The organism is Streptomyces sp. 4N509B, assembly GCF_052245655.1.
In the GTDB taxonomy this organism is placed as follows: Bacteria; Actinomycetota; Actinomycetes; order Streptomycetales; family Streptomycetaceae; genus Streptomyces.
On record NZ_JBQQBZ010000001.1, the window covers coordinates 364,738 to 380,023 of the forward strand.

Below are 15,286 nucleotides of genomic sequence, written 5' to 3' on the forward strand. Positions count from 1 at the left end.
CCCCGGCGGCGCCGGGTGTCCGGCGGATGCCGAACGGATGGCGGATGGATGGCCGATGGAGAGCGACGCGCGCCACGCTGGACGCGTCATCGAGTTTCCGAAGTCCCACTCGGTTCTCGATCGGCCCGCCTCAGCCGATAGCACGGGGGGCACCGGTACGTCTCACGCCCGTTCTCCCAGCGGGTAGGGCTCGGCGTTCTGGTGCGGTGGACTGACGCGGGGAAGGCTCGGACTGGGGTGGCGCTGACCCGCGTCACCCCAGTACCGACGCGTAGGCCTGTCACCCGGCGCTCCCGGGGGGATACTGCCGGGATGGACGATGGGAGAGGTCTCACCGACCCCGTAGCCGTGACGTGCCCCCAGGGCCCGGACGGCGCTGTGGAGTTCCGGCTCCTGGGGCCGATGGAGCTGTGGGTCGACGGGCGGGCGCACCAGGTGCCCGGGCCCCGTCAACGGCGCTTGCTGGCCGTCCTGACACTCACCCCCAACCGCGTCGTGTCGTCCGACGCGCTGGTGGACGCCCTGTGGGACGACGAACCACCCGACACCGCCCGGCGGCAGGTCCACAACGCCGTCGCCGCGCTCCGCCGCCGGCTGCCGCCGCTGCGCGGGCTGCTGGTCAGCGACGGGCCCGGGTACCGGATCGGGCTGCCCGAGGAGCGGATCGACGCCCACCGCTTCACCCAGGCCCTCGTGGCCGCCCGCGCGAAGGCGGCGGTCGCCGGCGGCCGGGCGGGCGCGTTGCGGACGCTCCAGGAGGCGATACGGCTCTGGCGCGGCCCGGCCCTGGCGGGGCTCACGGGCAGGGTGGTGGAGGCGGCGGCGGCGCGGCTGGAGGAGCAGCGCCTCGACGCGCAGGAGCTGGCGATGGAGCTGCGCCTGGCCGACGGCGAGTCGGCGGCACTCGTTCCCGAGCTCACGCGCCTGGTCGACGACAACCCGCTGCGCGAGGGCTTCGCGGCCCTGCTGATGCGGGCGCTGCACCGCTCGGGCCGGCAGCCGCAGGCCCTGGCGGTCTACGAGCGGACCCGCGTGACGCTCGCCGAGGAGCTGGGCGTCGACCCCCGGCCCGACCTGCGCGCGCTGTACCAGCGGGTTTTACGAGGTGAGCCGGACCTCCCGCTCCCCGAACCGCGCGCGGCGACGGGCCGCGTGCCCGCCCCGAGGCGCGAGACGACCGCCACCGCCGACGCGACCCCCGTGGCCAGCGCCAGCGACACCGGCACCGGCACCGGCACCGGCACCCCGAACGTCGCCGACGAAGCGGACCAAGCGGACCACGTCGGCCCAGCCGCCACCGCCACCCCCGCCACCGCCGCGCGCCCGGCAGCCCCCCGCCCCGACACCCTCCCGTACGACATCACCGACTTCACCGGCCGCATATCCGAGGTCAGCGACGTGCTGCGCCTGGTCACCAGGACCGAGGGCCCCGGCCTGCCGATCGTCGCGTTCGACGGCATGGCCGGCGTCGGCAAGACGACCCTCGCCGTGCGCGTGGCCCGCCTCGCCGCCGACCGCTATCCCGACGGCCGACTCTTCGTCAACCTCCACGGCCACAGCGTCGACCGCGCCCCCCTCAGCCCGGACGCCACCCTCGACCTGCTGCTGCGTCAGCTCGGCGTCGTGCCCGAGCAGATCCCCGACGGCCGCGAGGAGCGCGTCGCGCGCTGGCGTTCGGAGGTCGCCGGCCGGCGGCTGCTCGTCGTCCTGGACAACGCCGCCGACGAGGCCCAGGTCCGCCCCCTCCTCCCCGGCACCTCCGGCCTGGCCGTCCTGATCACCAGCCGGCGCCGGCTGTCCTCGCTGGAGGGCGTCCGTTCCGTCTCCCTCGACCTGCTGCCCCACGACGACGCGGTGGCCCTCTTCCGCCAGGTGGCCGGCACCCGCCAGGTGGCGGGCGAGCCGCGCCACGTCGACGAGGTGGTCCGGCTCTGCGGGTGCCTGCCGCTGGCCCTGCGCATCGCCGGCTCCCGCCTGCACCACCGCCCGGCGTGGACGGTCGCGCACCTCGCGCACCGGCTGCGCGACGAGCGGCGGCGCCTCACGGAGCTGAGGGCGGGCGACCGCGACGTGCGCGCCGCGTTCGCCGTCTCCCACCAGCAGCTCCGCGAGGACGAGCAGCTGCTCTTCCGCCGGCTCGGCCTCCACCCGGGGCCCGACGTGGACGCCTACGACGCGGCGGCGCTGCTCGACGTCCCCGCGGCGGAGGCGGAGCGGCTGCTGGAGGAGCTGACGGAGGCGCACCTGCTGACCGAGCACGCCGCCGGCCGCTACCACTTCCACGACCTGCTGGGCAGCTACGCCCGACAGCTGGCCGACGCCGAGGAGCCGCAGGCGGAACGGGCGGCGGCGGCGCTCCGCCTCACCGAGCACTACCTGCACCTGGCCCACGCCATCGAGGAGCTCGTCGACCCGGGCAGCCAGCGCGCCCCCCTCGACGTGGGCCGCCTCTCGGAGCTGCCGACGCTGCGCACCATCGCCGACACCAAGTCCGCCGTGGTCTTCGCGCACCGCACCTTCGTCGCCGTGATCGAGCACGCCTACGACCACGGCCTGTACCGGCAGGCGTCGTACCTGTCCGAGGTCGTCGGCGCGTGTCTGCTGCGGCAGGGCTACGTGGAGGAGGCGCTGACCGGCTTCGCGGTCGGACTGCGGGCGGCGCGGGCCACGGGCGACGCCGACGTCGAGGCGTACGTCCAGTGCGGCATCGGCTTCGCGCACGTCTCCACCGGCCGCTTCGCCGAGGCGCTGCGGGCGTTCAGGGACGGGCTGGCCATCGACCGGGCGCGGGGCGACGAGCTCGGCGCCGCGCGCACGCTGCGGACCATGGCCGTCGCGCACTACCGGCTGGGGCAGTACCGCTCGGCGCTGGAGGCGCTGCTGCCCGTCGTGGAGGTCTTCCGCGAGGCCGGCTCACCACGCGACCTGGCGATCACCCTGAGTCATGTCGGGATCACGTACACCCAGCTCGGCGAGTACGACAAGGCGGTCGAGGCCCACAACGAGGCGCTGACGGTCGACCCGCACAGCCACCAGACGCGGCTGCTGTGCCTGTTCAACCTCGGCTGGGCCCAGAGCCGGGCGGGCCGGTACGACGTGGCCGAGGCGCAGCTGCGGGAGGCGCTGCGGCTCAACGGCGAGTCGGGCAGCGTGGACTCCGAGGCGCGGGGCCTGTCCCACCTGGCGGACTGCCTGCTGCGGCAGGGGCGCGCCGAGGAGGCGCTGCGGGAGTGCCGCGCCGCGTTGACGGTGTCGGAGGGGCTCGACAGTCCCGACATCAGGAGCCTCGCGCTGGGCGTGATGGGCAGGGTCCACCTGGCGCGCGGCGACCTGGCGTCGGCCAGGAGCTGCTTCGACCAGGCGCTGCGCGCGACGGAGGGCGTGGGGCTGACCTTCCGCCGGATGGTGGCGCACGACGGCCGGGGCCGGGTCGCGGCGGCCGAGGGCGAGCGGGAGCTGGCGCTGTACCACTGGCGGCAGGCGCTCGCGCTGGCGGAGGAGAGCGGCGTTCCCGAGGCGTCGACGCTGCGGCGGCAGATCAGGAACCTCGGCGGGATCGAGTGTGTCGAGGGCGTCAGGGGCGTCGACGAGCTCCGCGGCGTCGAGCGTCTCGGGAGCGTCGAGACCGTGGGGAGCGTCCTCGCCGAGCTGTCGGCCGACGGCGAGCGCGGCGGCGGGTACCCGGCGTACCCGCCGGACCGGGGGGAACGCGGCCTGGGCGAGTATCGAGGGGAGGAGGAATGAGCCGGAGCGGTACCCTTCATGTGCTCCAACCCGCTCCCTCCGCCTGACGCGGACACGCGACAATCCACCGCTCCGACGACCTTCCGACGACATGGGTGATCGAACGATGCACCGGTACCGGTCCCACACCTGCGGCGAGCTGCGCTCCGCGGACATCGGCTCCGATGTCCGGCTCTCGGGCTGGCTGCACAATCGGCGGAACCTCGGCGGCATCCTCTTCGTCGACCTGCGCGACCACTACGGCGTCACGCAGCTGATCGTCCACCCGGAGGCCGACGGCAGCGGGCCTGTGATCGAGCGGCTCAGCTCGTTGCCGAAGGAGACCGTGGTCCGCGTGGACGGCCGCGTCGTCAGCCGCGGCGCGGAGAACGTCAACCCCGAGCTGGCCACGGGCGAGATCGACGTCGAGGTCAGCGAGGTGGAGGTGCTCGGCGCCTCCGAGCAGGTGCCGTTCACGATCAACGCCGACGACGGCGTCAACGAGGAGCGCCGGCTGGAGTTCCGCTTCCTCGACCTGCGCCGGGAGCGGATGCACCGCAACATCATGCTCCGTTCCCAGGTCATCGCCGCCATCCGGCGGAAGATGACCGAGCAGGGCTTCACCGAGATGGCCACCCCGATCCTGTCGGCGACCTCCCCCGAGGGCGCCCGCGACTACCTGGTGCCCTCCCGCGTCCACCCGGGCAGCTTCTACGCGCTGCCGCAGGCGCCGCAGCAGTTCAAGCAGCTGCTGATGATCGCCGGCTTCGACCGGTACTTCCAGATCGCGCCGTGCTTCCGCGACGAGGACGCCCGCGCCGACCGCTCGCCCGGCGAGTTCTACCAGCTCGACGTGGAGATGAGCTTCGTCGAGCAGGAGGACGTGTTCGCGGTCATCGAGCGGGTCATGACCGAGCTGTTCGAGGAGTTCGGCCGGGGCTGGCACGTCACCTCGCCGTTCCCGCGCATCCCGTACCGGGAGGCCATGGCGAAGTACGGCACGGACAAGCCGGACCTCCGCGCCCGGCTGGAGCTCACCGACGTCAGCCACGTCTTCGAGGGCTCCGGCTTCCGGGCCTTCGCCGACCAGCACGTGCGGGCGCTCGGGGTGCCGGACACGGCCGGGCAGCCGCGCCGCTTCTTCGACGAGATGGGTGACTTCGCCACCGGGCTCGGCGCCAAGGGCCTGGCGTGGGTGCGGGTCGGCGAGGACATGACGCTGACCGGGCCGATCGCGAAGTTCCTCACCGAGGAGAACGTCGAGGCGCTGGTGACGGCGGTGGGCGCCAAGCCGGGCACGGCGATCTTCTTCGGCGCCGGCGAGGAGGCCGAGGTCTCGCGCGTCATGAGCGCGGTGCGGGTGGAGGCGGCCAGGCGCGCGGGCCACTTCGAGGAGAACGTCTTCCGCTTCTGCTGGATCGTGGACTTCCCCATGTTCGAGCGGAACGAGGACACCGGGGCCATCGAGTTCTCCCACAACCCGTTCTCCATGCCGCAGGGCGGGCTCGCGGCGCTGGAGGAGCAGCACCCCCTCGACGTGCTGGCCTGGCAGTACGACATCGTCTGCAACGGCGTGGAGCTCTCCTCGGGCGCGATCAGGAACCACGAGCCGGAGATCATGTTCAAGGCCTTCGGCATCGCCGGGTACTCACCGGAGGACGTGGAGCGGGACTTCGGCGGCATGCTGCGCGCCTTCCGCTACGGCGCCCCGCCGCACGGCGGCATCGCGCCGGGCGTCGACCGCATCGTGATGCTGCTGGCGGGCGAGCCGAACATCCGCGAGACGATCGCCTTCCCGCTCAACGGGAACGCCGAGGACCTCCTGATGGGGGCGCCGAGCCCGGTCGACGAGACCCGGCTGCGCGAGCTGCACCTGTCCGTCAGGAAGCCCCCGACGCAGAAGGGCTAGGAGCCCTGGGCGGCGGTGCGGGTCTCCCCTCCCGGGTCCTTCCGTCCCGCCGCCCTGTCCGACCCCTGGCCGCCCTCCCGCCCCGCCTAGCTGGCGGGCTCCGGCATCGCCGACGAGTGGTGGTGGACGATGAGCCAGCCCTCTCCGTGGTGCGCGCGCTCGTAGACGAAGGTGTACCGGGCGTCGACCGTGCGGGCGGGCGCGTCGGGGCGGGCGAAGTGGAAGCGGTACGTGCCGGCGTCGACCGCCGCGTGCGGGCCGGGAGTGATCACGTGGGATTCGAGGATCTCGCCCGTGGGCCGGTTGGCCAGGAAGTGCTCGAAGTAGTCCACGATGCCGGCGCGGTCCGTGCGGACCACGTTGGACAGCGTGGGGATCAGCACGGCGTGTGGGGCGTACCGGTCGGCGACCACCTGGGGGTCGCCAGTCGCGAGGGCGTCGTTCCAGAGCGTGAACAGGTCACGGATCTCCTGCTCGGTGGGCATGGCCTACCTTCCCGATGGTGCGTCGTACCTACGATCGAATGAAGATCATTCGAGATCTCAGACCAGCCGTGCCCACGCGACGACCCCTTCGAACCTCACAGGTCGAACTCAGCGGGTGAGATCCCCAACGCGCCGCAGGCCTCGCGGACGACGCCGCGCTCCATGGCGTCGAAGTTCCCGTCGGCGCCGCCGATGACGATGCCGATCTGGATGACGGCCCGCGCCTCCTCCGGCTTCTTCTTCGCCTTGCCGATCTCCTGGAGGACGCTGATCTTCCCGAACTGGAAGTCCCGCGTCAGCTGGTCCACGTACCCGTTGAAGCGCTGCTGGAGGTCGGCGGCGGGGAAGTTCTGGAGGACCTGGTTCGTGGCGATGAGGGAGGCCACGCGCTGCCGCTCGGCGGGGTCCACGTGCCCGTCGGCCGCCGCCACCAGGGCGCACATCGCCATGCTCGCGTCACGGAAGGCGCCCGACTTCAGGTCGGACTTCTTCTTCATGAGCTGGTCCTGCATCTTCGTGGCCGAGTCCCTCAGCTTGTCCCACAGCGCCATGTCGAACGTCACCTCTGTCTGTCGTGTGTCTCGCGTGCCGCCGTGTCCGTCGGGACCACACGCGTTGTCTCTGGTCTCTCTCCGTGGCAACGATTCCACACGACGTACGAGTTCCGTGAGGTCATGGCCGCGTCGCGGGCGTGGCGCGTCAACAGAACGTACCGGGGAATTGCACCCTGGGCGTTTCTGCACCAAGCTGCGCGCATGCCGACGAAACGCACGAGGACGCCCCGCCTCAAGCTGGCCGTCAACCGCTCACGGCTCGGCCACAAGATCGCGTACGCGCTGACCCACCCGCGCCGCGTCATCCCCCACCTCCGACGCAGCGGGCGCGACGCCTGGCTGCGGCTGAGACACCGCGACCACGTGGCGTACTACCGCGCCGTGATGGCCTCGGACGCCGCGCGGGACCCCAGGGCCGCCGTCGGCAGCCGCACGAAGGACCGGTGGCTGGCGCTCGGCAAGATGCAGTTCGACTACCTGCGCGGTCACGGCCTCAGCCCCGAGCACCGCATGCTCGACATCGGCTGCGGCAACCTGCGCGGCGGCTGGCGCTTCATCCGGCACCTCGACGCCGGCAACTACTACGGCATCGACATCTCGCCGGACATCCTCATCAGCGCGAAGCAGACCCTGGTGGACTACGGGCTCCAGGAGAAGCTGCCGCACCTGACCCTCACCAAGGACCTGACGCTGGACTTCCTGCCCTCCGGGCACTTCGACGTCGTCCACGCGCACAGCGTCTTCTCGCACTCGCCGATCGAGGTCATCGACGAGTGCCTGGCGCACGTCGGCCGCGTCCTGGCGCCCGGCGGCTTCTTCGACTTCACCTTCGACCGCACGGAGGGCACCGAGCACCAGGTGCTGCGGGAGGACTTCTACTACCGCACCGAGACGCTGATCTCACTGGCCGAGCGCCACGGCCTGCGTGCCCGCTTCATGGAGGACTGGGAACGGCTGCCCCACGGCCAGTCGAAGATCCGGGTCAGCCTGGCCCCCGAGTCCGAGCCTGAGCCCGAGTCGGGGCCGGGGTCGGGGTCGGAAGGGCCTGACGGCGGTGAGACCGCCGGTCAGGAGGACGGTCAGGAGGAGAAGAACAGCCCCGACAGCCCGCCCTTGCGACGGTGACCGTAGTGGCCGTGGTGGCCATGGTGCCCGTGGTGGCTCGGCGCGCCCCAGGCGGGACCGGGCTGCGGCGGGGGCGGCGGGGCCGCGACGGGCGGCGGCGCGGGCGCGGCGGCGTACTGGGACTCGAGGCGCGTGATCGCCTCCAGCTCACCGTAGTCCAGGAAGATGCCACGGCAGCCGGAGCACTGCTCGATCTGGACGCCGCTGCGACTGAACGTGCTCATCGGCGCATGACACTTGGGACACTGCATCGTCGGCTCCCTTGGGTCGTCTCGACGCAGCCACCCTAAACGGTCCCGCGCCGTCGCGGGTGGCCAATCCGGAGACAACTGTCGACAAAGGCGATCTCGTCCCCGTCGAGCGCGCGGCCCTCGACGGCGGCGCTGGCCAGCGCGCGGGCCGCGTGGTGGGCCGTGAGCGCGCGGGCGGGGGCGTCCAGACGGGGCCAGGGGTCCCCCTCGGGGAGAGCCGACGGGGGCACCCGGCCCGCCCGTCCCGCCCGGTCCACTGCCCGGTCCGGCTGGCCCGGCAGGACCGGGCGGACCGTCCGGGTCGTCCGAGGTGCCCGGGTCGCCGATGCCGCCGATGCCGCCGATGCCGTCTGGGTGGCGAGATACGCCGTGAGCAGGCGGTGCCAGTCCTCCGGCGCCAGCAGCCCGGAGGCGTACCAGGCGGCGGGCCGGGCCAGGTCCCAGGCCGGGTCGCCCAGGCCCATGTCGTCGACGTCGATCAGCAGCCACTCCTCGCGGCGCGGACCGTGGAGCGGGAGGCGGACGAGCTGCCCGAGGTGGAAGTCCCCGTGGCAGAGTGCCAGCGGCGGCGACGGCTCCTCGGCGCGGCACCACGCGGGCAGGCCCTCCCACACGTTCTCCACGGCCCGCCGCGCCTCGGCCAGGCCCGGCGTGCCCCCGACGCCCGCCGTCCACAGGCGCGCGACGACGCGGGCGGTCCGCACGGGACCGGCCATCGGCGGCACCCGGGACGGTCTGCCGCCGGACACGACCGCCGGCACGTCGACGGCGTGCAGCGCGGCGAGCAACGCGCCGGCCGCCTCCCACGGGACCGCCGTCTCGTCCTCGGGATCCACGGGCGTGCCGTAGGGCCAGGTCGTCGCCAGCCGCTCCTCCGGGCCGGGCAGCCGGACCGCCTCGGGCGAGGCGGGCGGCAGCACGATCCCCGCCAGGGCCCCGCCGGCGGCCAGCCGCAGGCGCAACGCGAGCGCGGCGGCGTCGGTGCCCGCCGCGTGCGCCTTCGCCACCAGGCCACCCGCGCGGACCACCGTCACCTCGCGCCGTTCCACGAGGACGGCGGGCGGCTCGGGCGGCTCAGACGGCTCGGGCAGTTCGGGCGGCGCGCCCCGGACGGGGGAGGCGCCCGGCGCGGCCAGCAGCCTCGCCAGCTGCTGCCCGAGGGCGCTGAGCGGCGTGGACGCGTTCGGCGGAGACTGCTGCTGGGGCACGGAATCCAGTGTCGCGCGCCGCGCCGCCCGTGACGCCGGCCCACGACACCGGATCGTTCGAGCTGGAGCGCGGTGGGGCGCGTGGAGCGTTAGCGCGGGAGGTCGACGAGGCGGACCCGGTCGCCCGCGTCGGCGCCGCCGGGGGGCACGACCGCGAGCGCCTGGGCCGAGGCGACGCCCCGGAGCATCGCCGGGCCCGCGTAGGTCAACGGCCGGACGCTGCCCGTCGCCGCGCAGCTCACGGGCACCAGACGCGTGTCCCTCGGGTGCCCCGTGACCGCCGCGACCAGCGGCGCCCACCGCTCCTCCCCGTCCCCGGGCGCCACCCGCCCGGCGAGGGCGGCCAGCAGCGGCGCGGCCAGTGTCACCAGGCCCGACACGGCTGCCAGCGGGTTCCCCGGCAGGCCGACCAGCGGCACGCCGCTCGGCAGCCGGGCCAGCAGCATCGGGTGGCCGGGCCGCACCGCGACGCCGCTGACGAGCGCGGTCGCCGACAGCCTGCGGAGCGTGGGCCGCAGGTGGTCGACGGGCCCCGCGGCCGTGGAGCCCGTGGTCACGACGACGTCGGCCCGACTGGTGCTGATCGCCTCGAACAGTGCCTCGGCGTCGTCGCCCAGGCGGCGCGTGACCAGCACGTCCGCGCCGAGGCCGGTCAGCCACGGGCCGACCAGGGGGCCCAGCGCGTCGCGGATCAGGCCGTCGCGCGGCAGGCCCCGGCGCAGCAGCTCGGCGCCGAGCACGAGCACGTCGACGCGAGGGCGCGGGCGCAGCGGCAGCTCGTCGTAGCCGGCGGCGGCGGCCAGGCCGAGCACGGCGGGGGTGACGGGCGTGCCGGCCGGCAGCAGCTCCGTCCCCGAACGGCACTCCTGCCCGCGCGGGCGGATGTCGGCGCCCGGCTCGGGTTGGGCGCCGCGCAGCCGCCCGTGCGCGCCGCCCGTGGCGGTGCCCCGTTCGGCGCGGAGCACGGCGGTGGTGCCCTCGGGGATGCGGGCGCCCGTCGCGATCGGCACGGCCTGCCCGTCGGTCAACGGGGGCGCGCCGCCCGCCCCCGCCAGCACCTGGGCGGGGCCCGCGAGCCGCCACGGGCCGGGGCCGGCGACGGCCCAGCCGTCCATGGCGGAGGTGTCGAAGGCCGGCAGGTCGGTGAGGGCGGTCAGCGGCTCGGCGAGGGTGTGGCCGAGGGACTGGTCCAACGGGCGGGGTCGCACGGGCAGCGGGCGGGCGGCGCGGTACGCGGCGGCGCGGGCGGCGTACCAGTCGGGCGGCTGGGCGACGGAGGCGTGGGGGACGGCGCCGGTGGGCGCGGTGGCGGTGGGGGGCGGCGGCACCCGGCCGCCCTCGGCGTCGGTCGCCCGGCCGGAGGCTCCGCGCCCGGAGGTGCCGCGTCCGGAGTCCTCGGGCCCGGCCGTGGCGCGGTGGGCGGCGAGGGGGCTGTTGGCGACGGCCAGGGCGTCGTCGAAGTCGTCGACGTCGTCGACGCGGTCGCCCGGGCCGGCGCCGGACGTCGGCGTCACCGCGCCTCCCCCGACGGCTGCCCCTGCCCCTGCTCCTGCTCCTTCGCCTGGTCCTTCGCCTGGCCCTTCGCCTGGCCCTCCCGGCCCGCCTCGCGTTCCCGGCCCCAGCGCGCGGCGAGCTCGGCCACGCGGCGGGCCGCCTCGGCCTGGCCGATGCCGTGGCGGGCCATCGCGTACCCGATGAGGAAGGTGGTCAGCGGCGCCGCGGGGCGGGCCACGCCGTGCGCGGCGTCACGGGCGGCGTCCAGCAGCGCCGTGGTGTCGACGTCGAGGTCCGGTTCTGTGGCGGGCGCGATGCCCAGCTCGACGCGGGCGGCGGCGATCCATTCGTCCAACACGGTCCCATCGTCCCCGATCCGGGCGCGGGCCGTGGCGATGTCGGACCAGGTGTCGCAGTCGGTGGCGTCCTCGCCCGCGTCGAGGTGGCCCAGCGTCAGGTGCGGCAGCAGCCGTTTGACGGCCACGCCGGACAGCGGGCCCCCCGCCCCGGCGGGGGCGGCGGTCTCGCCGGCCGCCACCGCGGCGAGCGCGCGGCGCAGCGAGGCCGTCCGGTAGACGGCCGCCAGGGGCTGCTCGCGGCCCTCGGCGTCGCGGAGCAGGAGGCCGTCCGCGCCGGGCGGCACGGCGCTGAGCCGTCGAAGCGTCTGGGTCGTGAGGAACGGCAGGTCGGCGGCGAGGACGGCGACGAGCGGCCGGTCGACGTGGCGCAGTCCCGCGGCGATGCCCGCGACCGGCCCGCCGCCCGGCGGGTCCTCCCGCGCCCACCGCGGCACGCGGCCCGTCGCCGGGTCCGTGGCGCGGCGCGGCCCGACGACCACGACCCGCCCGGCCTCGGCGCACGCGTCGAGCACCCGCCCCAGCAGCGTTCTCCCGCCGACGCGAACGGCTGGCTTGTCCGCCCCGCCCAGCCGCCGCGCCGCCCCGCCCGCCAACACCACGGCGTCGAACCCGGCGTCGAACCCGGCGTCCGGCGCGGCGTCGGACGCGGGCTCGTCGGGGGTGGGCGGGGTGTCGGGATCACGGAGCACGGTCACGTGGTCACGCTACTGCCCTGCGACGCCGGGGAGGTGGTGAGGCCCTGTGGACAACGAGGTTCCCGTCACGTCCCATGGATGCACAGCCAGCTGCACGTCGGGGAGGGGAGGCCGCGTTCGTATGCCCGAGCGTGGGAGCGATGAGTAACGGAAACCACCACCAGCCGGCCCGGCAGCTCGACTCGATCGACCTCGCGATCCTTCGGCTGCTGCGCGTGGACGGACGCGCGTCGATCCGCTCGGTCGCCGAGCAGGTCCACATCTCCCGCGCCAACGCCTACGCCCGGATCAACCGCCTGCTGGAGGAGGGCGTGATAAGGGGGTTCGGCGCCCGGATCGACCACGAACGCGCGGGCGACGGCGCCGCCGCGTACGTCGCGATGACGATCGTGCAGGACAGCTGGCCCACCCTGCGGGAGAAGCTCAGGAAGCTGCCGGGCGCCTCTCACATATCCCTGGTCAGTGGCGACTTCGACGTGCTGATGCTGGTGCACACCACCGACAACCGGGCGCTGCGCGAGCTCGTGCTGGGCCGCGTCCAGCCCCTGCCCGAGGTCCTGACGACCCGCACCCTCCTCGTCTTCGAGGAGGCGGAGCCGCTGTCCGAGCCGGCCCCCCGCTCGATCGACCGCTGACCGCCAGTCGGCGGCGGAGACTGGCGGAGGCTGAGGGACGGGGTCAGTGGATGGGGCACTGGCCGGCGGCGCGGGCGCGCGCGGCGTCGTCGAGGTAGAAGTTCGGCCGCAGCTCGGCGTAGTCGTAGTAGCGGTGGAAGACCGGCGTCAGGCCGCCGGAGACGGGAGGAACGATCCAGCTCCAGTCCGTGGGCACGATCCGCCCCTCGCTCTCCTCCCGCTCCAGGTGGGTCAGGAAGCGCCGCGACTCGGTGTGGTGGTCGGTGATCTTGACCCCGGCGGCCCGGAAGGAGTGCAGCACCGCCACGTTGAGCTCGACCAGCGCCCGGTCCCGCCACAGCGTCTCCTCGGTGCTGGTGTCGAGGCCGAGGATCTGGGCGACGAGCGGCAGCAGGTTGTAGCGGTCGGGGTCGACGAGGTTGCGGGCGCCGATCTCGGTGCCCATGTACCAGCCGTTGAACGGCGCCAGGGGGTAGTCGATGCCGCCGATCGACAGCCGCATGTTCGAGATGACGGGCACCGAGTGCCAGCGCAGGCCCAGCTCCCCGATGCCGGGGTGGTCGGGGTGGGCCAGCGGCACCTCGTGCACGAGCTCGCGGGGTATGTCGTGGAGCTGCGGCTTCTCGCCGGGCATCTGGATGACCCACGGCAGCACGTCGAACCAGCCGCCGGGCGCCTGCCAGCCCAGGTGGCGCACCACGTCGGTGAGGCCGATGTGGGCGGCGTCGCCGATGACCGCGCCGTCGAGGCGGCGGTACCCGGCGTAGCGGACGAGCTGACCGTTCCACAGGACGGGCGCCGGCCGGTGGGGCGTCGCCGGGGCGAAGACGGAGATCACCGGGCGCACCCGGCCGCCGTTGGTGGCCAGGCGGAGGTGCTCGCACAGGCAGGCGTGGATCTGCTGGGAGCTCGTCGCGGCACGCCGGTCGAGGACCCGCAGGCTACGCCAGTACAGGCGGCCGATGCAGCGGCTGGAGTTGCGCCAGGCGACCCTGGCGCCGAACTCCAGCTCGGCGGGGGTGTGCTGGTAGGTGCCCGTCCGCTCGATGCGCTCACGGATCTGGCTCAGGCGCATCGACAACGGGACGGGCTGGTCCGGCTGCTCGGCGTGGAAGAGGTGGACGAACTCCTCGACCTCGTCCCAGTTCGGAACGGGTGCCACCGTGCGTTCCGTGGTGTCCATGGGTTCCTTGGATGGGGTGCGGCTGGTCCGGCCGCGCCCGCGACGGCGGGCCCCGGACTACGCGCGAGGCTACTCGCGGACGGAAGCTGAACAAGCGTCACAGATGTGCGGTTCGGCGCCAGAACCGCCATGTGGCGTCCAACACATCGGCGTTGCGCTCCTCGAACTCCAGCGCCGCCCGGACCGACTCCGTCGGACAGTCCCACGCGGGCCGCCCCGCCACCAACGGGCTCAGCCGCAGGTGCGAACCCGTCTCGCCCGTCACGCGCCCGACCCTGCCGGTGCGCGTGTCCACCACGCACGCGCCGTTTTCCCAGCCCATCCCGACGTCCTTCCCACTCGCGCGGACCGCCGTTGTTTCCACGGTGGGCGCTTTCCGTTGAAGGCGCGTTACGTGCGCTTCCCTCTTCCGCAACAGCAATCTCCGCCACGGAGCGGACGCGTGGTGAGAAATGACTGTCCGGTTCGAAAACCGCGCGGGAGAGGCGGAGAGGCGGAGAGGCGGTGAGTGGGATGGAAACGGCACGGGTGACAGGAGGGGCACGGAGCGCTGCCCGGCCGGTTCTCCGGCCTGGCCCGAAGGCGTCCCGGTGCGGGGCCCTGCCCGCCCGGCCGTCAGGGGCTGGCGGCCCTCTCGGGCCAGGGCGCGATCCGCTCGGGGTTCTCCTCCTTGACGACCCGGCCGCAACTCGTGCACGCCCAGTCCGGGTTGTCGAAGAGAAAGCCGTCGTTCGTGAGGTTCACCTCGCGAACGAGAGTTCCATTCTGGCATTTGCAACTGATCGCTTCGACGATCTTCCGCATGGGCTCTCTCAGACCGGGCGACGGCGTGGGTACGTCACGGGACGGGGCTCACAGGATAGGGCCGGAATGCCGCGTTGTGGAGGCGTCATCCACTCCCGGCGTTGATGGTCCGGACATCCAGTGGAAGAGGGTCATGGCGACGCTGGTCGCGAGGTTGTAACTGGAGACGTCCTGACGCATCGGCAGGGACAGCAGCCGGGTGGCACGGGCGCGCACCTCGGGCGAGAGTCCGGCGCGTTCCGACCCGAAGGCGAGCAGCGAGCGGTGAGGGAGCGTCACCTCGCGGAGGTCCTCGCCCTCCGGGTCCAGCGCGTAGAGCGGGACCTCGGGCGGGAGTTCGTCCGGGGTGAGGCGGGCCACGGCCGTCGCGAAGTGCAGGCCGGCCCCGGCGCGCACCGCGTTGGGGTGCCACGGGTCGAGGCCGCCCGTGGTGACCAGGCCGCCCGCCTCGGCGCCCGCGACCAGGCGGACGACGGCGCCGACGTTGCCCAGGTGCCGCGGGTTGTCCAGCAGCACGACCGGCGCGTCGGGCCACGGGGCGAACGGCCGCGCCGCCGCCGGGCGGAGCGCAAGGGCGGCGACGCCGGTGGGGTGCGGGCGCTGCGGCGGGGGCAGCAGGGCACGCAGTGTCGCGGGCGGCACGGGGGTGAGGAGGGCCGCGAGCCGCTCGGTCGCCTCCGGGGCGAGCTCCCGCGCCAGCGCCAACGCGGCGGGCTTGTCCGAGGTGACGGCCAGCGGGACCTCGGCGCCGAAGCGCAGCGCGTGCTTGAGGGCGTGGAAGCCGTCCACCAGGACGGCGCGCGGTCGGGGCGGGCGGGCCGCCAGCAGCTCGCGCCAGCGGCCCACCACGGCCTCGGCGCC

The 15,286-nt window shown here is 74.3% G+C and carries 14 protein-coding genes; 4 read left to right on the forward strand and 10 right to left on the reverse strand.

Going from position 1 to position 15,286, the window contains the following annotated elements; genetic code table 11:
* Positions 1-312: 312 nt before the first annotated feature.
* Together ACTWP5_RS01605 and aspS are read left to right on the forward strand one after the other, a co-directional pair.
* Positions 313-3,744: an AfsR/SARP family transcriptional regulator gene (locus ACTWP5_RS01605; RefSeq protein WP_443218815.1), complete on the forward strand. Its 3,432-nt coding sequence runs from the start codon at positions 313-315 to the stop codon at positions 3,742-3,744.
* A 106-nt stretch (positions 3,745-3,850) separates the two neighbouring features.
* Positions 3,851-5,632 carry an aspartate--tRNA ligase gene (gene aspS, locus ACTWP5_RS01610; protein WP_443218925.1) on the forward strand — a complete coding sequence of 594 codons (1,782 nt, stop codon included), beginning with the start codon at positions 3,851-3,853 and terminating at the stop codon, positions 5,630-5,632.
* Positions 5,633-5,718: 86 nt separating this feature from the next.
* Here aspS and ACTWP5_RS01615 read toward each other — a convergent pair whose 3' ends face one another.
* Together ACTWP5_RS01615 and ACTWP5_RS01620 are read right to left on the reverse strand one after the other, a co-directional pair.
* Positions 5,719-6,117, reverse strand: coding sequence for an SgcJ/EcaC family oxidoreductase (locus ACTWP5_RS01615; RefSeq protein WP_443218816.1), 399 nt, complete (start codon positions 6,115-6,117; stop codon positions 5,719-5,721).
* Between the two features lie 95 nt (positions 6,118-6,212).
* Positions 6,213-6,668: a tellurite resistance TerB family protein gene (locus tag ACTWP5_RS01620; RefSeq protein ID WP_443218926.1), complete on the reverse strand. Its 456-nt coding sequence runs from the start codon at positions 6,666-6,668 to the stop codon at positions 6,213-6,215.
* 204 nt (positions 6,669-6,872) lie between these two features.
* Here ACTWP5_RS01620 and ACTWP5_RS01625 point away from each other — a divergent pair, with 204 nt between their 5' ends.
* Complete coding sequence (locus ACTWP5_RS01625; RefSeq protein WP_443218817.1) at positions 6,873-7,796, forward strand: class I SAM-dependent methyltransferase; 924 nt, start codon at positions 6,873-6,875, stop codon at positions 7,794-7,796.
* Here ACTWP5_RS01625 and ACTWP5_RS01630 read toward each other — a convergent pair.
* The 4 genes from ACTWP5_RS01630 to ACTWP5_RS01645 all read right to left on the reverse strand — a co-directional run bounded on the left by ACTWP5_RS01630 (position 7,751) and on the right by ACTWP5_RS01645 (position 11,803).
* Positions 7,751-8,047: a TFIIB-type zinc ribbon-containing protein gene (locus ACTWP5_RS01630; protein WP_443218818.1), complete on the reverse strand. Its 297-nt coding sequence runs from the start codon at positions 8,045-8,047 to the stop codon at positions 7,751-7,753. The genes ACTWP5_RS01625 and ACTWP5_RS01630 overlap by 46 nt on opposite strands.
* 35 nt (positions 8,048-8,082) lie before the next feature.
* On the reverse strand, positions 8,083-9,255 hold the full coding sequence (locus tag ACTWP5_RS01635; RefSeq protein WP_443218819.1) for a phosphotransferase family protein: 1,173 nt from the start codon (positions 9,253-9,255) through the stop codon (positions 8,083-8,085).
* A gap of 89 nt (positions 9,256-9,344) precedes the next feature.
* A complete protein-coding gene (locus ACTWP5_RS01640) occupies positions 9,345-10,769 on the reverse strand; it encodes a molybdopterin molybdotransferase MoeA (protein WP_443218820.1) in 1,425 nt (474 codons plus the stop codon).
* Positions 10,766-11,803, reverse strand: a complete 1,038-nt coding sequence (locus tag ACTWP5_RS01645) for an NTP transferase domain-containing protein (RefSeq protein ID WP_443218821.1) — start codon at positions 11,801-11,803, stop codon at positions 10,766-10,768. Before ACTWP5_RS01645 ends, ACTWP5_RS01640 begins: the two co-directional genes overlap by 4 nt.
* A gap of 140 nt (positions 11,804-11,943) precedes the next feature.
* Between ACTWP5_RS01645 and ACTWP5_RS01650 the strand changes: the two genes are divergently transcribed.
* Positions 11,944-12,438: an Lrp/AsnC family transcriptional regulator gene (locus ACTWP5_RS01650; protein WP_443218822.1), complete on the forward strand. Its 495-nt coding sequence runs from the start codon at positions 11,944-11,946 to the stop codon at positions 12,436-12,438.
* 43 nt (positions 12,439-12,481) lie between these two features.
* Here the strand turns inward: ACTWP5_RS01650 and ACTWP5_RS01655 are convergent, their stop codons facing one another.
* From ACTWP5_RS01655 to ACTWP5_RS01670, 4 genes are all read right to left on the reverse strand, one after another.
* A complete protein-coding gene (locus tag ACTWP5_RS01655) occupies positions 12,482-13,621 on the reverse strand; it encodes a nitric oxide synthase oxygenase (RefSeq protein ID WP_443218823.1) in 1,140 nt (379 codons plus the stop codon).
* Positions 13,622-13,718: 97 nt separating this feature from the next.
* Positions 13,719-13,943 (reverse strand): hypothetical protein, encoded by a 225-nt coding sequence (locus ACTWP5_RS01660; protein ID WP_443218824.1) that lies wholly within the window; start codon positions 13,941-13,943, stop codon positions 13,719-13,721.
* A gap of 293 nt (positions 13,944-14,236) precedes the next feature.
* A complete protein-coding gene (locus ACTWP5_RS01665; protein ID WP_443218825.1) occupies positions 14,237-14,365 on the reverse strand; it encodes a hypothetical protein in 129 nt (42 codons plus the stop codon).
* A 108-nt stretch (positions 14,366-14,473) separates the two neighbouring features.
* Positions 14,474-15,274, reverse strand: coding sequence for a TrmH family RNA methyltransferase (locus ACTWP5_RS01670; protein WP_443218927.1), 801 nt, complete (start codon positions 15,272-15,274; stop codon positions 14,474-14,476).
* Between the last annotated feature and the right edge of the window lie 12 nt (positions 15,275-15,286).